This is a genomic window from Comamonas sp. lk (assembly GCF_900564145.1).
Lineage (GTDB): Bacteria > Pseudomonadota > Gammaproteobacteria > Burkholderiales > Burkholderiaceae_C > Comamonas.
On record NZ_UOOB01000001.1, the window covers coordinates 2164839 to 2183962 of the forward strand.

Annotated in this window: 15 protein-coding genes and 1 pseudogene; 10 read left to right on the forward strand and 6 right to left on the reverse strand. The window is 58.8% G+C overall.

Annotation, left to right across the window (positions count from 1 at the left end):
* The 7 genes and pseudogenes from EAO39_RS09970 to EAO39_RS10000 all read left to right on the forward strand — a co-directional run.
* Window positions 1–1065, forward strand: a complete 1065-nt coding sequence (locus EAO39_RS09970) for a porin (protein ID WP_120967247.1) — start codon at window positions 1–3, stop codon at window positions 1063–1065.
* A gap of 33 nt (window positions 1066–1098) precedes the next feature.
* Window positions 1099–2703 (forward strand): alkaline phosphatase D family protein, encoded by a 1605-nt coding sequence (locus tag EAO39_RS09975; protein WP_120967248.1) that lies wholly within the window; start codon window positions 1099–1101, stop codon window positions 2701–2703.
* A gap of 63 nt (window positions 2704–2766) precedes the next feature.
* Complete coding sequence (locus tag EAO39_RS09980; protein WP_205589366.1) at window positions 2767–4056, forward strand: MgtC/SapB family protein; 1290 nt, start codon at window positions 2767–2769, stop codon at window positions 4054–4056.
* 36 nt (window positions 4057–4092) lie between these two features.
* Complete coding sequence (gene acs / locus EAO39_RS09985) at window positions 4093–6087, forward strand: acetate--CoA ligase (protein WP_120967250.1); 1995 nt, start codon at window positions 4093–4095, stop codon at window positions 6085–6087.
* 846 nt (window positions 6088–6933) lie between these two features.
* A complete protein-coding gene (locus EAO39_RS09990; RefSeq protein WP_120967251.1) occupies window positions 6934–7731 on the forward strand; it encodes a hypothetical protein in 798 nt (265 codons plus the stop codon).
* 12 nt (window positions 7732–7743) lie between these two features.
* The gene (locus EAO39_RS09995) at window positions 7744–8805 is read left to right on the forward strand and encodes a PAS domain-containing protein (RefSeq protein WP_120967252.1); all 1062 of its coding nucleotides are present in this window, start codon (window positions 7744–7746) and stop codon (window positions 8803–8805) included.
* Window positions 8806–9080: 275 nt separating this feature from the next.
* Window positions 9081–9299 (forward strand): annotated as a pseudogene (locus tag EAO39_RS10000) (2Fe-2S iron-sulfur cluster-binding protein); the annotation flags it as partial.
* Between the two features lie 319 nt (window positions 9300–9618).
* Here the strand turns inward: EAO39_RS10000 and EAO39_RS10005 are convergent.
* The 4 genes from EAO39_RS10005 to EAO39_RS10020 all read right to left on the reverse strand — a co-directional run bounded on the left by EAO39_RS10005 (window position 9619) and on the right by EAO39_RS10020 (window position 13489).
* Window positions 9619–10785, reverse strand: a complete 1167-nt coding sequence (locus EAO39_RS10005; protein WP_120967254.1) for a mandelate racemase/muconate lactonizing enzyme family protein — start codon at window positions 10783–10785, stop codon at window positions 9619–9621.
* A gap of 28 nt (window positions 10786–10813) precedes the next feature.
* On the reverse strand, window positions 10814–11518 hold the full coding sequence (locus EAO39_RS10010) for an SDR family oxidoreductase (RefSeq protein ID WP_120967255.1): 705 nt from the start codon (window positions 11516–11518) through the stop codon (window positions 10814–10816).
* Window positions 11508–12473: a tripartite tricarboxylate transporter substrate binding protein gene (locus EAO39_RS10015; RefSeq protein WP_120967256.1), complete on the reverse strand. Its 966-nt coding sequence runs from the start codon at window positions 12471–12473 to the stop codon at window positions 11508–11510. The genes EAO39_RS10010 and EAO39_RS10015 overlap by 11 nt, the downstream gene beginning before the upstream one ends.
* A 77-nt stretch (window positions 12474–12550) precedes the next feature.
* Window positions 12551–13489, reverse strand: coding sequence for a dihydrodipicolinate synthase family protein (locus EAO39_RS10020; RefSeq protein WP_120970903.1), 939 nt, complete (start codon window positions 13487–13489; stop codon window positions 12551–12553).
* A gap of 122 nt (window positions 13490–13611) precedes the next feature.
* On the opposite strand from EAO39_RS10020, the gene EAO39_RS10025 reads away from it, so the two are divergent.
* Entirely contained in the window at window positions 13612–14565 is a 954-nt protein-coding gene (locus EAO39_RS10025) for a LysR family transcriptional regulator (protein ID WP_120967257.1), read from the forward strand.
* A gap of 190 nt (window positions 14566–14755) precedes the next feature.
* Here the strand turns inward: EAO39_RS10025 and EAO39_RS10030 are convergent, their stop codons facing one another.
* The gene (locus EAO39_RS10030; protein WP_120970905.1) at window positions 14756–15724 is read right to left on the reverse strand and encodes a helix-turn-helix domain-containing GNAT family N-acetyltransferase; all 969 of its coding nucleotides are present in this window, start codon (window positions 15722–15724) and stop codon (window positions 14756–14758) included.
* A 116-nt stretch (window positions 15725–15840) separates the two neighbouring features.
* The gene (locus EAO39_RS10035; RefSeq protein WP_120967258.1) at window positions 15841–16701 is read right to left on the reverse strand and encodes a LysR substrate-binding domain-containing protein; all 861 of its coding nucleotides are present in this window, start codon (window positions 16699–16701) and stop codon (window positions 15841–15843) included.
* A gap of 95 nt (window positions 16702–16796) precedes the next feature.
* On the opposite strand from EAO39_RS10035, the gene EAO39_RS10040 reads away from it, so the two are divergent.
* Both EAO39_RS10040 and EAO39_RS10045 read left to right on the forward strand, forming a co-directional pair.
* Window positions 16797–17387 carry a cysteine dioxygenase family protein gene (locus tag EAO39_RS10040; RefSeq protein WP_120967259.1) on the forward strand — a complete coding sequence of 197 codons (591 nt, stop codon included), beginning with the start codon at window positions 16797–16799 and terminating at the stop codon, window positions 17385–17387.
* 98 nt (window positions 17388–17485) lie between these two features.
* The gene (locus EAO39_RS10045; protein ID WP_120967260.1) at window positions 17486–19075 is read left to right on the forward strand and encodes a rhodanese-like domain-containing protein; all 1590 of its coding nucleotides are present in this window, start codon (window positions 17486–17488) and stop codon (window positions 19073–19075) included.
* The last annotated feature ends 49 nt before the right edge of the window (window positions 19076–19124 follow it).

Here is a 19124-nt window from a genome sequence, read left to right on the forward strand (position 1 = left end):
ATGAAGAGACATATCTGGTTGCCTGCGTTCGCTACAAGCGCTCTGGCCTCGATGAACCTTTGTCACGCCCAGTCGTCGGTTACCGTGTTTGGCCTGCTGGATACTGGTATCAGCCACTATCGCGTGCATGGTGGCAAGAGTCAGACCGCGCTGGCCTCGGATGGCATAACCAGCAGCCGCATAGGGTTGCGGGGTCAAGAGGACCTGGGTGAGGGAATGAGAGCAGGCTTTTGGCTGGAAGGCGCGATAGCGCCCGATGCGCCCGGTGAGCTGACCTTTGCGCGCCGCTCCACGGTCAGCCTGGCCGGCGCTTGGGGAGAGGTCCGATTGGGCCGCGACTACACGCCGACCTACATGATTCAGTCAGAGTTCTCTGGTCCCTGGGTCACCAATGGCGTAGGTGAAAGCCTAGTCTATCGGGCGCGTGCTGTGGTTTACGGCAGCTCCAATGGGGGGCAGAGCACCCATGTGCGCGCTAGCAATTCCATAGGCTACTTCTTGCCTAAGAGCCTGGGTGGACTGACCGGGCATCTGCAGTACGCTTTTCCCGAATCGACGGACGGCAGCCAGGCTGGACGCTACCTGGGCGGGAAGCTCAGCTACGGGCAGGGGCCTTGGCGGCTGGGCCTGGCCTATAGCCGTGCCACGGGAGGCCCCAAGGCTCCGACTACCCGTCCGCGTGACCTGCGCTCGGCTAGTTTGGGCGCATCCTACGATTTCGGGAGAGCCTCGGTGGAGGCTCTCTACGCCCGAGATAGTGTCGACATGCCTTTGGGGCGCAAGACCCTGGAGGGGCTGACGGCAGGCCTGACCGTGCCAGTGCGTCAGGGCGAGTGGCGTCTGAGCTACGGCCATGTCGCTTTTAGCCACCCCAAAGATCAGTCCCGCGCCGACAAGCTGGCCTTTGGCTATGTTCATCACCTGTCCAAGCGCACAGCGCTCTATGCCACTTATGCCTACATCCGAAACCGGCGAGGTGCAGCCTTCACGGTGGGTGGTGATCCGGCAGGCATCCCCAACCAGTCATCAAGTGGCCAGAACTTTGGAATACGTCACCTGTTCTGAGCGAAGGCCCTTACCGATTCCAGGAGCAGCACTATGCATCGCCGCGATCTCATTCGCCTAGCCGTTACCACGGCCGCAGCCACCTCCATGCCGCGCTGGGCCTGGTCTGCCACGCTGAATCAGCGCGAGCTGTTTCCACTGGGCGTGGCCAGCGGCGCGCCGACTCCGGATGGCTTTGTGCTTTGGACCCGGCTGCTGAACGGCCCAGTGCCGGGCACCGTGCCTGCCGACACGCCTCGCACGCCACTACCCGATGCCCTGACAGTGCGTTGGGAGGTTGCCGAGGACGAGAGCTTCCAGCGCATCGTCCGCACCGGCCAAGCTCAAGCGTTGGCCGACCTGGGTCACGCTGTGCATGTGGAAGTGGCTGGTTTGCAACCCGATTGCTGGTATTTCTATCGTTTCATGCATGGCGACGCCGTCACGCAAACAGCCCGCACGCGTACCGCGCCTGCTCCGTATGCCTTGCCCGCAAAGCTGCGCTTTGCCTTTGTGTCCTGCCAGCGCTGGGAGCAAGGCCACTACGCTGGCTATCGCCACATGCTGGATGAGAATCTGGATCTGGTGTTGTTCCTGGGTGACTACATCTACGAGTACGCCATGCCCAAGACACCGCCCAGTTACACGTTGGCGCGCACCCATACCTTGGTTGCGGCCAAGACACTTGGCGACTACCGCGACCGCTATGCGCTTTATCGCACCGACGAGCAATTGCAGGCTGCTCATCGTGCCTGCCCCTGGCTAGTTAGCTGGGATGACCATGAGGTCCAGGATGACTACGCTGGCCTGGAGGGAACCGGCACGGCCAGTGCTTTCCTTGCACGTCGCAATGCGGGCTACCAAGCGTTCTACGAGAACATGCCATTGCGGGCGTCCGCGCTCACCCATGGCCTGACCGGGCTGGGTACGCATGATGGCCTGCGCATTCATGAGCGCCATGCCTGGGGTCGGCTGCTGCGCTTTCACATGCTGGACACGCGCCAGTACCGTGACCGCCAAGCCTGCCGTGTGCCAGGCGAAAAAGCACAGGGTACCGTTACGCCCCAGGGTTGTCTTGAGCTGCAAGACCCTGCCCGCTCCATTCTCGGGGTTGATCAGGAGCGCTGGGCCGAGCAAGGGCTGGCCCAGGATGCGACATCCGGAGTGCACTGGACTGCCATGGCACAGCAGACCATCTTCTCGCGGCGCAACTATCAGCCTTTGCCCGCAGAGAGCTATCACAGCAGCACCTGGGACGGTTATCCGGCGTGTCGCCAGAGGCTGCTGGATGCGGTGCGCATCTCCGCACCGCGTAACACGGTGTTCCTGGGCGGTGACATCCACCAGAACTACGTGTGTAAGGTGCTGGCCGATTTTTCGAATGCCCAGTCTCCCGTGATCGCCAGCGAGTTTTGTGGCACGTCCATCGCCTCGGCCAGCAGCGTGCCCCAGAGCCGGGCTCAGGAAATAGCGGATAACAATCCGCACATTTTGCTGGCGCGCTCAGACCGACGTGGCTATGCCGTAGCCGAGGTCACGCCTCAGCGCTGGACCACGACGCTGCGCGTGCTCGATGACGTTGCAAAACCTGCTAGCGGCATATCGACGTTGGCGCGCTTCGTGGTCGATGACGGCGTTGCGGGCCCCAGGCTGGCTTGACCCCGGTGCGGTGGGCAATGAGGAAATTTCTAGGGAAAGGGCGGCAATGTGCTTGAACAACCGATGGCAATGACTACAGGCCCCGAATGGCCATATCTTGAAATCCTGGTGCGCCTCGCGCTGAGCTTGGCTCTGGGGCTGCTGATTGGCCTGGAGCGCGAGCGTCGGGGCAAGGAGGCGGGTCTGCGCACTTTCGGCTTTATCTGCATGCTAGGCGCTCTGGGTGGCCTGCTGGGCATGGCTGCCGCGCTGCTGGTGCTGGCCTTGGTGGGCGTTCTTGCCGTGCTGCTCAATGTGCAGACACTGCGCGCCGGGCAAGGCGCTGAGCTGACGACTTCGGCCGCCATGCTGGTGACCTGTTTGGCGGGGGTGCTCTGTGGGCAGGGACACACTGTTTCGCCTGCGGCCGTTATGGTGCTGGCGACGGCTCTGTTGGCATGGAAGGAGCGTCTTAGGGGCTTTACGGCAGGCTTGACCGAAAGCGAGATGCGTTCAGCGCTGTTGCTAGCGATTCTTGCTATCGTGATCTATCCGGCGCTGCCGGAGGGGGCTGTGGGCCCATGGAAGCTCGTTGAACCGCGCGCCGCCTGGGTGACGGTCATCCTCATCGCAGGCATAGGCTTCGTCAACTACATCTTGTGGAAACTCTATGGCGCGCGCGGTACCGAGCTTTCGGGTTTTCTCGGGGGTCTGGTCAACAGCAACTTCACGGTCATTGAAATGTCTTCGCGGGTTGTTGCCACGCGGGGAGCCTATGTAGGCACGGCCTACCGTGGTATTTTGCTGGCGACTTCTGCCATGGTCTTGCGCAATGCAGGCCTGTTGCTGATTCTGGCGCCGATTGCACTGCTGGGCGCATCCGGAGCCTTTGCTTTGATGATGCTTGCCAGCGCGGTCCTGGTGCTGTGGAGTTATGGGCGTCGGGAACAAGGAAAGGTGCAGCCTGCGCCAGAGATTCAGTTGGACTTGCCGTTTTCGTTGCCATTGGCGCTCAAGTACGGTGTGGTGTTTCTCGTGCTGCATATCGTTGGGGGGCTCACGCAGCGCCATTTCGGCGATGCAGGGTTTTATTTCGTGAGCGTTGTGGGCGGACTGATGTCCAGTGCCAGTGCAGTCGCCGCTGCGGCAGCGCTGGCATCTCAGGGCAGTCTGTCGCCCGTAACGGCTGGTACGGGGGCGGTTTTGGCATCGCTTACCAGTATTGCTTTCAGCATGTCCTTTGTGTTGCGTACGCGCGAACGCCGGCTGACCGTGAAGCTATGCACCGCCATGCTGTGCATAGCCGCTGCAGGTGCTGTGGGCCTGGCCGGCTGGCATTTTATTTTCCCCATGATCGAGCCTTTGTTGCCCTGAGGCATGGCACTGGCCGCAGTCACCGAGAGACACCATATGAGCAGTACATTCACGATTGAGTCACTCCTGGACGAAAACCGGGTCTTCCCGCCGCCTGCAACTTTTGCGGCCCAGGCCCGCATTGCCAGCATGGAGCAATACCAGGCCTTGTGCGACGAGGCCGAGCGCGACTATGAAGGTTACTGGGCGCGTCTGGCCCGCGAGAACGTGGTCTGGAGCAAGCCCTTCACCCAGGTGCTCGATGAGAGCAATGCACCGTTCTTCCAGTGGTTTGCCGACGGCGAACTCAACGCCAGTGCCAACTGCCTGGACAAGCACATGGGCACGCCCGTCGAGCACAAGACGGCGATTATTTTTGAAGCCGACGGCGGCGAGGTCACCAAGGTCACTTACCGCGAGCTGCTGGAGCGCGTCTCGCAGTTTGCCAACGGCCTGAAGGCCCATGGCGTGCAAAAGGGCGACCGTGTTCTGATCTACATGCCCATGACCATCGAAGGTGTGGTGGCCATGCAGGCCTGCGCGCGGATTGGCGCCACCCACTCCGTGGTGTTCGGCGGCTTTTCGGCCAAGGCAGTGCAGGAGCGCATTGTGGACGTGGGCGCCGTGGCGGTGATCACCTCCAACTACCAGATGCGCGGCGGCAAGGAACTGCCGCTCAAAGCCATTGTCGACGATGCGCTGGCGCTGGGCGGCTGCGAGGCCATCAAGAATGTGTTTGTGTACGAGCGCACGCCCACGGCCTGCAACCTGGTGGCCGGCCGCGACAAAACGTTTGGCGAGCTGCTGCAAGGCCAATCCAAGGAGTGCGCTCCGGTCGCCGTGGGCGCCGAGCATCCGCTGTTCATCCTCTACACCAGCGGCTCCACCGGCAAGCCCAAGGGCGTGCAGCACGCCACCGGCGGCTACATGCTGTGGGCCAAGCAGACCGTGGACTGGACCTTCGACATGAAGGACAGCGATGTGTTCTGGTGCACGGCCGATATCGGCTGGATCACCGGCCACACCTATGTGGCCTACGGCCCCCTGGCCGCTGGCGCCACGCAAATCGTCTTCGAAGGCGTGCCCACCTTCCCCAACGCCGGGCGCTTCTGGCAGATGATCGAGCGCCATGGCTGCACCATCTTCTACACGGCGCCCACGGCGATTCGTTCGCTGATCAAGGCCGCCGATTCCGACGCCGCCGTACACCCCAGGAACTGGAATCTGTCCAGCCTGCGCCTGCTGGGCTCGGTGGGCGAGCCCATCAACCCCGAAGCCTGGATGTGGTATCACAAGCACATCGGTGCCGAGCGCTGCCCGATTGTGGACACCTTCTGGCAAACCGAGAACGGTGGCCACATGATCACGCCGCTGCCCGGTGCCACACCGCTGGTGCCCGGCTCCTGCACGCTGCCGCTGCCCGGCATCACGGCCGCCATCGTCGATGAAACCGGCAACGACATGGCCAATGGTGCCGGCGGCATGCTGGTGGTGAAGAAACCCTGGCCCAGCATGATCCGCAATATCTGGGGCGACCCCGAGCGCTTCAAGAAGAGCTATTTCCCCGAAGAGCTGGGCGGCACGACCTATCTGGCGGGTGACGGTGCCGTGCGCAGTGCCGACCGCGGTTACTTCCGCATCACCGGTCGCATCGACGATGTGCTCAACGTCTCGGGCCACCGCATGGGTACCATGGAAATCGAATCGGCCCTGGTCTCCAAGACCGATCTGGTGGCCGAGGCTGCCGTGGTCGGGCGCCCCGACGATCTGACCGGCGAAGCCATCTGTGCTTTTGTGGTGTTGAAGCGTCCCGTGCCCCATGGCGAAGAAGCCAAGCAACTGGCCAACGAGCTGCGCAACTGGGTGGCCAAGGAAATTGGCCCGATTGCCAAGCCCAAGGACATCCGCTTTGGCGAGAACCTGCCCAAGACCCGCAGCGGCAAGATCATGCGCCGTCTGTTGCGCTCGATTGCCAAGGGCGAGGCCATCACGCAGGACACCAGCACGCTGGAGAATCCCGCGATTCTGGAACAGCTGAATCAGGTTTGTTGATGCGGACGACGCCTGGTTTCTGGAAACCTGTGGGCGAACACGCGTGTCAGCTTTGGTGGATGGTGGCTATGCAGTGATAAGAGGCCAGTACGCCGAAGTAGTACAGGCAGGCATGACTCCAAGATGTTGGAGAGGTGCCTGGATGCGATCCGGACATTGGGAGCTTGCAAGAGAGGTCTCGTAAGCGGCCAACGAGGCTGTTGATCAAAGCCGTGATCACATCACACCTTTGCATCCATGCCTGCTCTCTTCCAGTGCAAAGGCGAGAACTACTCGTTGTAGGCCCTGATGGGGCAGACCCTAGGAGAACAAGGACGAGGGCATTCTTTGATGTGTTCAGTAGTCTGGCATTTCGAGATGGTCTTGGCCAGAGTTTCGCGGTGTCCGCAGGTCAAGTGTGGAAGTCATTGAGCGGTTTCTGCAAACAACCGTTATCAGATACTCCGTATTGGAAGCTGATGGCAACATCGCAATGATCTGCGGAGAAAGGATTGATGTTGGCTGCAGTTGCAGCAAGGTTGGATGGCGCTTTCCATATCAAGGAGCTCTCAGCACGTTGCGTGGCTGGTACCAGTTTGGCAAAAGGCTTAGATAGATGATCTGATAAGTGGCTGTTTTTGTGCGTTTGCTTTGTGTTTCCGACTTGGCCTAAATATGCCGCTGCAAATTATGTTCCGGGGGCACATGAGTGCTATGTTCCTGCTGACGACTTTATTTATAGAAAAGAATCGTTATGCTTGAAAAATAAAGTCGTAAACAGCGACTTGGGCTGCACTGGCAGCTGAGAGGGTGCTTGTCCTAGTCAGTCATTTCACAATTAGATAAAGCTTTGTGAGGCTTACGTCGATGGCGCAAGAATATTTTGATCCACTCCTTTTCATCAAAGAGGGCGAGGCGATTGCCGTGAATCTTTTGCGGACACCGTTTTTCTGCAATATCGGCGGGCGTCCGCAGTATTTCAAAGAGCCTCCAGCTGGCGTTCGGTTGCTTGAGCCTGCCAGCAGCGATCCTGATGTCGCCATCGGTAGGGAGTACCGGGTCACTGCGGCGACCACGACCCAGCCCAGTCCTCAATATGGCGATCAGACGCAGTTGGAGTTTCTTGCTGATCGGATCGAGTACGAGCCCTTGTACGCTACACGCGAGATTGCGGCTGCGTTCGGAATGACATTGGTTGAAGAAAGCCAGGGCGTTCGCGTGAGCAGTCCGGAATCTGAGCTAGAGCAGATTGACTATGAGTACGGTATGTTTGCCGGGCATATGTCACCTTATCAAGGAACGGGCTACCGCTTGCTGGGTGTGGTCTGCACCGATCTGGAGCACCACAATTTTCCGCATGTCTTTGCCTCTGTGGACCCACAGCTTCCGCTGGTAATTTCAGTAGGACGCTATTGGCCAGAGTTGCAAAAGATCTGTCTGGCAGACCTCTGGGTGCCCCGTGGCAAAGCTTTGTACGTTCCGCCCAGACCCAAGCTGAAGTGTCAGCCTTGCCTAGACTTGCATGGCAACCGCAATTCGGCCCTGGCTTGCTGGAAAGGTATCGGGCAAGCCAGCGTAAAAACCCAGACATTGTTGCAGACAAAGGGTGCTTATTTTCACTGGTTCTGGAATGATCTACCTTCGAACCATCCTCTCCTGACCTGAGTTACACGCCCTATGCTTGATACACGTCCCCGCTTGCGCACGCTGGAGCCCGATACCGACAACGGCCTCTACCAGACACTGCTGGAGTCCACCCTGGCGATCCCGTTCAAGATTGATTGGGCAAGCAAAAAGTATGTCTATGTCGGTCCGCAGATTGAGGATCTGCTGGGCTGGAACCTGGAAAGTTGGCAAACGGTGGACGATTGGGTTAACCGTATTCATCCCGATGAACGTGAGCAAACCGTCACTCGCTGCGTGGAGCTATCTCTGGCGGGGGTGGATCATGAGGCCGAGTACCGAGCGCTGACCAAGGACAACGGCTTTGTCTGGGTGAAGGAGGTCGTGCATGTGCTGTGCGATGAGCAGGGGCAAACTTCGGCGCTGATCGGTTTTACCTTTGATATCACCGAACAGAAGAAGGCCGAGCAAATGCATGCCGAGCTGGAGGCGCAGAAGCTCTCCAATGCACTCCTGCAAGAGCGCCTGCGTCTGACCCATGATCTGCATGACGGACTGGGCGGCGCGCTGGTGCACATGATTACCTCGGTGGAGCAGAGTAAGGACACGCCGACACAAGCTCGGGTGTTGTCCATGCTCAAGCTTATCCGCAATGATTTGCGTCAGACCATCGATAGCCATTCCTCAACCCAGGTGCATGTACCGGCCTCACCTCAAGAATGGCTGGCCCCACTGCGTCACAGGTTCAACAACCTGTTCGATGCGCTGGACATCACTGTCGACTGGCACTTCGCACACAGTTGGCACACAGCTCCCAATGCTTTGCAGTACTTGGCGCTAACCCGGCTGATTGAAGAGGCTTTGACCAATGTCATCAAGCACAGCCAGGCACAGCATGTACGCCTGTCTTTTGTTCAGGCTGAGTCCAACGAACTGGTGCTGGAGATTGAAGACGACGGCGTGGGCTTTGATGTGACCGCTGTCAAAGCCTCGGGCCTGGGCATAGGGATGAGCTCCATGTCAGTGCGCATTGCCCGGGTAGGGGGTGAACTTGCCATTGACTCCCGACCTGGTCGCACGCTGCTCACGGCTCGGGTGGTGCTGGGCCCTATGTAAGCCAACCTGATGGGCGGAGGCGTTGTTTGTATGCAGGGATGGGGTGTTGAGCAGTGGGTGGGAGTGAAAGACTGACTTCCCACAATGGACGCACCAGTGCTGGGCTGGCGAGTCTAATTTTTTGGAGATAGCTTGATTGCCGGCGATGTCCTGAGGTGACGCGCGCCGGCAGCATGCGTCCAACGAATTGAGCGAGCGTACCTCGCTGCAATCACGCCTTTACTGGGCAACTAGCGTCGTTTAGCCGGTGCCTAGAGCCAAGTGCTGAAGGTAGCGCTTGTGAAAAAAGTAGCGTCTGCACCACCTGCCACTGCATCGTGCGCAAGGGCTTCGACTCCCTCAATGAAGTTGAGGAAGACGAGGATGATCTGCTGGATCGAGCCTGGGGACTGGAGGCTCAGTCGCGCCTGAGTTGCCAGGCCATCGTTGCAGGCGAAGATCTGACGATAGAGATCCCCAGGTACACGATCAATCACGCCAAGGAAAGCCACTGAACTGGTGTGGCGCCGGAAGACGCTGAGTTGGTCGTGCTTTGCTCGCTGTTGCTCCTGAACGCCCCCCACCCTGGGCCACGCTGCGCATTGCTGTGTGGAGAGGCAGCCTGGTGCAGAGATCTTGACGATCAAGGTCTCGGTGGCCGAGATCTTTACCTGCACCAGACGGGGTGGCGGGTTTGTGCCTGCGCTGGCAGGCAGAGTCTGGCATGACGGGGCAAGATCAAATCCAGGAACCGCTTGCTACGTCCGCAGTTGCTGCTGACAGCCGCAAGCCAGGACATGGTTTTGTCTAGCCCGATATGACGGACGCGCTGAATCAACGCGTCAGCGCCAGCATTTCCTTGATCAGATCCGACTTGCCTTCGAACCCGATACCTGGGAGTGGAGGGAGAGTCACATAACCGTTCACCACCTTCACGCCATCCGGGAAGCCGCCGTAGGGCTGGAACAGGTCGGGGTAACTTTCATTGCCGCCGAGGCCCAGGCCGGCAGCGATGGCCAGCGACATCTGGTGTCCGCCATGGGGAATGCAGCGGCTTGGCGACCAGCCGTGTTCCTTGAGCATATCCAGCGTACGCAGGTACTCCACCAGGCCGTAGCTTAGCGCGCAGTCGAATTGCAGAAAGTCACGCTCGGGGTTCATGCCGCCGTGGCGAATCAGATTGCGCGCATCCTGCATGGAAAACAGGTTCTCGCCGGTAGCCATCGGGCCTTTGTATACCTCACCAAGCTTGGCTTGAAGCTCATAGTCGAGGGGGTCGCCGGCTTCCTCGTACCAGAACAGAGGGTACTCAGACAGGGCCTTGCCGTAGGCGATGGCGGTATTCAGGTCGAAACGACCATTGGCATCAACGGCCAGCTGTTGCCCAGGGCCCAGGATTTTCAGCACCGATTCGATACGTTCGCAATCCTCGGCAATGCTGGCACCGCCGATTTTCATTTTGACCACCGAGTATCCGCGCTCAAGATAGCTGTCCATCTCTTGCTTGAGTTTGTCCAGCCCCTTGCCGGGGTAATAGTAGCCGCCGGCGGCGTACACAAAGACACGGGGATTGGGTGTGCCGTTGCCGTAGCGCTCGGCAAGCAGTTGGAACAGCGGTTTGCCTTCGATCTTTGCGACAGCATCCCAGATGGCCATGTCGATAGTCCCGACAGCAACCGAGCGCTCGCCGTGACCGCCGGGCTTCTCGTTGGTCATCATGCAGGCCCAGATCTTGTGGGGATCCAGGTTCTCTCCGCTTTCGTCAGTCAGCGTGGCCGGATCTGCTTCCAGAACGCGTGGGATGAAACGATCACGCATCAGGGCGCCTTGCCCATAGCGGCCATTGGAGTTGAATCCATAGCCTATGACCGGCTTGCCGTCGCGGATCACGTCCGTCACCACAGCCACAAGGCTGAGGGTCATCTTGGAGAAGTCAATGTATGCGTTGCGAATGTCCGACTTGATGGGGCGTGTCGACTCGATGATGTTGACGATTTTCATGGTTGCTTTTCTCAGTGCACGTTAATGTTCATTGCGGCAGGGACGATCCGCCGCAGATGTTCAGGTTCTGGCCAGTGATGGCTGCTGCGGCGGGAGACAACAGGTAGGAGACCAACGAGGCGATTTCCTGGGGCTCAATCAAGCGGCCGATAGGAGGCATGCGGGGAGCACTGCCCGCACGAGCCGGGTCTTTGAGCATGGGCGTGGCCGTAGCACCAGGTGAGACGACGTTCACGGTGACGCCGTTTGGTGCCACCTCCACAGCCCAACTGCGGGCCATGGCGATGACGGCCGCTTTGGTTGCCGCGTACTGGCCGCGCCCTGGCAGGCCTTGGGCGACTCTGCTGCCTATGAAGACCACGCGACCGAAGCCGCGCTCGGCCATTGCGGGGACCAAGGCGTCAGCCAACTGGGTGGCCGCGTCAACATGAAGCTTCCACATCAACTGGCCCGCGTTTGCATCCAGTTTTCCAAGTGCACCCACTCGAAGCACCCCAGCTGCATGTACCAGCGCATCAATGTTCTTAAGACCGGCTGCCACGGTGTCTGTCTGCCTGTGATTGCTCAGATCCAGAGACTGATGAGTGAAGCTGCTGTGCTCTATCGTCGCTGGAGACAAATCGACACCGGTTACGTGCCAGCCAGTAGCCAGCAGCTCTTCACAGATGGCCTTGCCTATGCCGCTGCTGCTGCCTGTGACCACAGCGTGCAGTTGTTTGACCTCATTCGACACGGATCTTCCCTTCGGTCACGATCTTCTGGGAGCGCTCCATGTCCATCTTCTGAAATTTGGCGAACTCCTCTGGCGTACCGGTAGTGGCCAGAATGCCTTGCTCCTTGAGTTTCTCTTTCATATCGCCCAGCAGGGCTTTGTTGACCTCGGCATTGAGCTTTTTGCTGATGTCGGCAGGCAGCTTGGCGGGCCCCCACAGTCCGTACCAGCTGTAAAACTCGTAGCCGGGAATGGTCTCTCCCACGGTAGGCACGTCTGGAAGGCTTGCCGCACGCTCGGCAGAGGTCACGGCCACCACGCGCAGCATTCCGCTCTTGTGATACTGCAATGAGCCAAGGATGGGGTCGATGAACCCGTCTATCTGGCCGCCAATCAAGTCCTGGAAGGCGGGAGCTGTTCCTTTGTAGGGAACGATCAGATAGTTCAGATTGCCCGCGCGCTTGAGCAGTTCGGTGGACAGATGGCCGGCCGAGCCAATGGAGCCCACTGCGAATGACATCTTTCCTGGGTTGGCCTTTGCATAAGAAATCAGCGACTTGATGTCCGTGATGGGCAATCTCTTGTTGACCGCAACCGATAGAGGAGCTTTGGCGACCAGTGCCACAGGGGTGAAGTCTTTGTCCACCGAATAGGGGACGGTCTTCATCGTCATGGGCGCGGTGGTGAAAGTCGAGGCGTTGAAGAGCAGGGTGTAGCCGTCAGCCGGTGCTTTGGCCACGACATCGCCGCCGATCACACCGTTGCCACCAGGACGGTTTTCAATGATGAATGGCTGGCCCATTTGCTCGCTGAGCTTTTGTGCCAGCTGCCGCCCCACGGTGTCCAATGTGCCGCCCGGCGGAAACGGGATCACGACCTTCACGGTCTTGTTCGGATAGGCTTGTGCCGCAGCCATGCCGGCGATGGCCATGGTGATGGCACCCGTGGCAAGCTTGATGAAACTCTTGCGTTGCATGTTCTTTGTCTCCTGTCGTTTTTTAGGAAAGTCCATGGCCGTGGCGTTTTTGTGCGCCACGGCAAGCGAAATCGCTATCAGCGCTTGAGCAAGCCTGCCTTCTGTACGGCGGCACGCAGGGCGGCCGTCTCGTTTTCGTTGGGGGCTTCGGTCGGAGGGCGCACCGTGGCGTCATCAATCACGCCAGCCAGGTACATTCCCCCCTTCATGCGGGCATGGGCTTCACCGGTAGGCTCACCACCGCCGTACACGGCATCCTTCAAGGGGGTGATGATGGCTTGTACTTCCATGGCCTTCTTCAAGTCGCCGGCCTTTACGGCGTTCCACAAGTCGATGATCAATTGGGGAATGAAGGTGGCGAATCCGACCAAGGCACCATCAACGCCTTGCACCATGGAGGCCAGCAGGTATTCGTCGTGGCAGGTCAGGATGGCCTTGCTGGGGTCTGCTTCGCGGATGGCCTGGATATCGCGGGCATATTTGTTCATGTCTCGCTGACCGACCTTGAATGCTTGCAGGTAGGGCAACTGGGCCAGCTGTGCAAGCAGCTGCGAAGAATAGGAGGCACGTGTCCATGCGGGATAGACATGGCACACCAGATCCAGGTCAGGCGCCGCTTTGTGAATGGCTTCGAAATACTGCAATGCGTGTTCAGGGATGAAGCCAAACCGCAGCCAGTGGTGGGGAGGCATCACATCCAAAGCCACGGCTCCGGCTTCTTTGGCGGCACGGGCATGTTGTGCCGCTTCGGCCAGGCCTTCACAGACGATGGAAGAGATGACCGGCAGGCGCCCCTTGAGCTCGTCGGCAACGATGCGGGTGACTTCCGCCCGTTCCGAGGGGGTCAGGGAAAACACTTCACCGGTGTGCCCATTGGTCATGATTGCGACGACGCCATCGTGGCTGGCAAGCCAGGATGCGAGTTTGCGCAGTGCCGGTTCATCGATCTTGTGATCGGGGGTGAAGGGGCAAGAGATCGCAGGGATGATCCCTTTGTAGTTGGAAATTGATGGCATGTATAGTCTCCGGTCGTTGGCGTTGCTGATCTGAGGTGCCATCATTTCTCAGAGTGCAAATCAGCACCAATACTAGAAATGCATACAACTATCTAGTTCATAGAACACTACGAGCGCAGAGCATGGGACCTGGTAATCGCAATCTGGATTTGGAGTGGCTTGAAGACTTCATTGCTCTTGCTGAAAGCGGAAATTTCTCCCGTGCGGCCGAGGTGAGGTCTATCGCCCAGCCGGCTTTCAGTCGCCACATTCGCGGACTAGAGGAATGGGTAGGAGTCGATCTATTTGACCGAAGCGCCCATCCTGCCGCACTGACCGCTGCCGGTCAGCGCTTTTTGCCCTTGCTCGAAGCGGTGCTTGGAGATCTTGAAGCCGCCAGAATCAAAGCTCTCGCTGCCCATAATCAAGAGGAGTCCACTCTGCGGTTTGCTGCAACTCATGTCCTGTCGTTAACGTTTTTCCCGCGATGGCTCGCGGAAATAGAATCGCGGTTGCACATAGGCTCTTTGCAGACGATGTCGGACAGCTCTCGCAGTTGTGAATTCCTGATGTTCCAAAGGCGGGTGCAGTTCGTGCTTTGCCATGGGCATGCGAATGCGCCTGGAAGGCTTGACGAGCAGGAGTACCCCATGCTCTTGCTCGGCAGGGACATGCTGCTGCCCGTGTGTGTACCCCATCCAGACGGAACCATGGGAAAAGCGCTGCATGCCATTGGCAATGCACCGCCGGTGCCGGTGCTGGCTTATAGCGAGGATTCCGGTTTGGGGCGGATCATGAGGTCGCTGCTGCGGCCCAATTTACCTAAAACCGGCCGCAACACATCAGAGTCGGATCTTCAGGAGGTCTTTACCGCGCACCACGCCGTGCTTCTGAAGACCATGGCATTGGAGGGGCGTGGCATTGCCTGGCTCCCCCAGTCATTGATCGAGGCAGAACTGGCCAACGGGTCGCTGGTGGTCGCGGGTCCAAAGGCTTGGAGCATTCCTGTGGAGATACGGATGTACAGGCAGCGCGCAGAGATGTCGGATAAGGCCGAAGCTCTGTGGGATCTGGCCAGGAAGCAAGCTCTTGCTTGATCGGGACTTGCTAAATTGCAGTTCGCATCTGCCTTCAAGGGTTACAAACGCGCAGCCTCGATAGTTGGATGGGCCATCTAGAATGGTCACCTACCTGATGAACTGTTAAATGGCTGCTTCTGGTAGCGGATTCAACCGGTAGATGCAAGGCATGCGCTGAACCTCTCAGCGGAGAATTGGCGCTATCTACTCACGGCAGTGGCGTGACATTGCCATATTTTCGCGTGAACTGCTGCTCCGTAACCACGCTTCCCCATTGATTGCCTACGGTCTCATGCGTCAATTCAAAGCCGAAGGAATCATAGAGATGTCGGGCCGCATTCAGCCCTTTGAATGTCCATAGCTGTGTTGCCGGAAACTTCATGCGATCACAAAAGGCGATGGCCTGACTGAGCAGCTTGCGGCCGACCCCGTGTCCTCGGCAGCTGTCATCAAGAATGAACCAACGCAAGTGAGCGTGGTTGTTGCCCAGGTCCTGTCCATCGACAGATACCGAGCCAACGATTTGGCCGTTAAGAGTCGCGACCCAGACATTGTTGCAATCACGATTGAGGCGAGTTGCGAACTCTGCAACACCCGTAGCCACCTGACTTTCAAAGAACTGACCAAAGCCAGAGTGCTGTGAGTAGTAGGCCGCATGCATTTCTGTGATGCGACCAAGCAGCCCAGGTCGGTACCCGCAACTGATTTCTACTTGGTCGTGTTGGGTGTCAGTCGCTCCGGAACGGCACAACTTCAAAGCTTGTGCATAAGACGCCAAACCGCTGCGTACTGCCTGCTGCTGCGTGGGATTGAGATGCTGCAAGGCAGACTGGACCTGTCTCCGGCCATATTCATGAATATGGCTTACGAGTTGCTGTCCTTGATGCGTCAGGGCTAGTTTCTTGACTCGAGCATCAACGGGGTCTGGTACTTCTATCAATTCGCCAGCCTCTACGAGTTTGGCAAGCATCCGGCTAACGCTGGATTTGTCCAGCCCCAGCGTTTGCACCAACTGAGCAGCCGTCATCTCCTGGTGTGCATCGAGTTCCAAAAGTGTATGGACAGCCGATGCGGAATAGGGAGTCGCAGCCAGCGTTGAATTCATGAATCCCAGCTCTCGTACGATGGCGCGCGAGGCAGAGCGGATTGCTTCGGTGGTGTCTGATGCTTGGTTCATAGCGCAGCCTTTGTTGCACTGTACAACCATTTAATGGATTGAAGAAACGTCCATCATTGATGAGCGCTTGCCACGGCCCAGCAGGCTGTGATTGGACAATTGGGCCTTGTAGTGCTTCAAGCGCCTGCCAGTCGCATGCGCGCTTTGAGGTTTTCGAACACTTGGCGTGTAATCGGGTTGACCACATGGCTGCGTATGTAGAGCTTGTAGACCAGATCGGGTAGAGGGGGCATGCCGTCGCCACTGCCCAGTACCCGCAGGCCGGGGTCCAGTTGCTCTACGCCGCGTGCCGTGATTCCCAGGTCGGCGCGCAGGGCTGCACGTATGCCGACCAGGCTGGTGCAGGTATGGCGTGGAGTCCATCGGATGTCTGCGGCATCCAGTGCGTCACAGGCGAGGCGGCGAAAAATACTGGGCCCACTCGCCAGCACCAGAGGCAAAGGCTTGCTCGGGTCATGTACATAGCTCGCGCCGCACAGCCAGACCGTGGGACTGGAGCGCAGAGCAAAGCTCTCGAACGTGGTGTCGTCGCGGTTGGATATCACCATGTCCAGTTCACCCTGCTTGAGCGACTCCATCAAAAACGGGCTGCGTCCCATATGAATGTCGATCTGCATGCCGGGAAATTTCAGGGCCATCTCTTTGAGCACCGGCGGCAGCATGGTGTCTGATACATCGTGGGGTGCGCCAATGCGCACCAGACCTTCCAGATGCTGATGTCTAAGGTTGCTGAGTGCTTCATCGTGAATCGCCAGCATGCGCTGGGCATAACCGAGTAGGCGCTGGCCGTGGTCGGTCAAGCGCTTCTGGCGGCCCTGCTTTTCAAATAGCGTGTGGCCTACTCTTTCCTCCAGCCTTTGCATCTGCTGGGTGATTGCCGATTGCGTGCAGCCCAGTTGCACGGCAGCCGCGGCAAAGCTTTGCCGGCGAGCAATGGTCGCAAGTGTGCGCAACTGGTCTAGATCCAGTGTGTCCATATATAAGTTTGTCTTAAGTATATGGTTGATTTTATGGGATTGTTCGCATTAAAGTCGCTGGCTACATTGGTTGTGATTCAACTAAGGAGCCTGCTTTGACCACGATGACAGAACAACGTAATAACACTGTACAGACAGCAATTTCGGCAATGAAGAGCGCCATTGGTAGTGACCCTGAAACACGCCAGAGTCTAGACATAGTTCTGGCCCAGCTAATAGGTTTGGCCGAGCAAAGCCAGCTGTGGGGAGTCGAGGACTTTCCGCCACCCGAGGGTGATGAGCATCAGGCGCGCTACATGATTGCCGAGGATGCGGATCAGAGCTACGCGCTGTATCTGAACGTCATGCGCCCCGGCAAGCGTATCGTGCCGCACAACCACACTACCTGGGCTTGCATTGCAGCCGTGCTAGGCACGGAGCACAACCGGGTTTACGAACGCACCGACGATGGCTCGGTACCAGGCAAGGGCACGCTCAGGGAGGTCGACCTGGTCGTCGTAAAGCCCGGTACTGGCATTGCCTTGATGGCGGAAGACATCCACTCCGTGGAAATTCAGGGTGAGCAGGTGATTCGTCATCTGCACATGTATGGCAAGGCCCTGGAGACGCTGAACGGCCGAACCGGCTACGACCTGCAGGCCGGGACATGTCAAACCATGTCGATTGGTGTGCAGACACGGCGTTGATGCGCTGCTGATCAGCCAAGCCTGATTCCTCTTTGCTTTGCAGCGCACTTTGATGTGCGCGGGCGCAGCTTTGCCTGAAATTTGCCAAATCACCTGTTATGACCCAATTTGTCACCGCTTCCCAACTCAAGTCCTGGCTACATGACGGCCAGGAAATCGCCGTGCTTGATGTACGCGAGCATGGCCAGTATGGCGAGGCGCATCTGTTCTACGGCACGCCGCTGCCCTATAGCCGCCTTGAAGTCGACCTGCCACGCCTAGTGCCGCGCAAACAGGTGCGTGTGGTGGTGTATGACAGCGGCGAAGTCGATACGGAAAACGTGGCTTTGCGGGCGGCGCAGCGCTTGCAGGCTTTGGGCTACACCGATGTCCATGTGTTGGAAGGCGGTACCAAGGCCTGGCAGGCCGCAGGCTATGTGCTGTTCGCGGGAGTGAACCTACCTTCCAAAACCTTTGGAGAGCTGGTAGAGCATGCTTATGGCACGCCGCGCATCACGGCCCAGCAGTTGGCGGCCAAGCAGGCGTCGGGCGAGCCCCTGGTGGTGCTGGACGGCCGGCCGGTTTCCGAATTCCACAAGATGAACCTACCCGGCGCCTTATGCTGCCCCAATGGCGAGCTGGCCTACCGCATTCGTTCGCTGGTGCCTGATGACAGCACGCCTATCGTCATCAACTGTGCCGGGCGCACACGCTCCATTCTGGGGGCGCAGACGCTGATCAATCTGGGAATCGCCAATCCTGTTTACGCTCTGGAAAACGGCACGCAGGGCTGGTTTTTGGCCGATTTTCCGCTGGAGCATGGTGGTAGTAAGCGCTATGCCGATGATTCAGGCAGCGGCGCATTGCAATCTCAGGCGCAGCAGCTGGCGCAGCGTTTTGATGCGCCTTTGGTCAATGCCCAGACGGTCAGTCAATGGGCTGCGGACGGCGAACGCAGCCTGTTTCTCTGCGATGTGCGCACGCCAGAGGAATTCGAGGCCGGCAGCTTGCCTGGTGCCCAGCACACACCTGGCGGGCAATTGGTGCAGGCCGGCGATCAATTCGTAGGTGTGCGTGGTGCTCGGCTGGTGCTTTTCGATAGCGATGGCGTGCGCGCTGCCGTGATCGCCAGCTGGCTGCGCCAGATGGGGCAGGACGCCAGCGTGCTGATCGATGGCGTGCACAGCGGCTTGAAGCTGGCAGCCCCCTTGGAGCTAAGCAGGCCGCAACTGCCTTCGGTAACGGTTGCCGAGCTGCAGGTGCGTCTTGAGCGCGACGAGGTGCTGCTGGTTGATTTGCGGGTCAGCATGAAATACCGCGCTGCCCATATTCCCGGCGCGGTCTGGTCGATTCGCCCACATCTGGCCCAGAACTTGCAGGATGAAAAACGCGCCATTGTGTTGGTGGCCGACGAGCCAGCTTTGGCGCAATGGGCATCGTTGGATTTGCCGCAACCTGCGACCCTGCTGCAAGGAGGTATGGCTGCATGGCAGCAAGCCGGTTTGCCGGTAGTGGCTAGTGCCGACATCCCTGCCAATCGCGATTGCATTGACTACCTGTTCTTCGTGCATGACCGCCATGACGGCAACAAGGACGCCGCCCGTCAGTACCTGGCTTGGGAAACCGGGCTGGTGCAGCAGCTTGATGCGCAGGAGCTGGCGGCATTTCAGCTGCCGACTCCCGAATCTACCCATTCAAGCGCCATCTGAGTGCGCAATCCGCTTCACATCTTCCGGGAGAAAACCATGCTTGCTATTC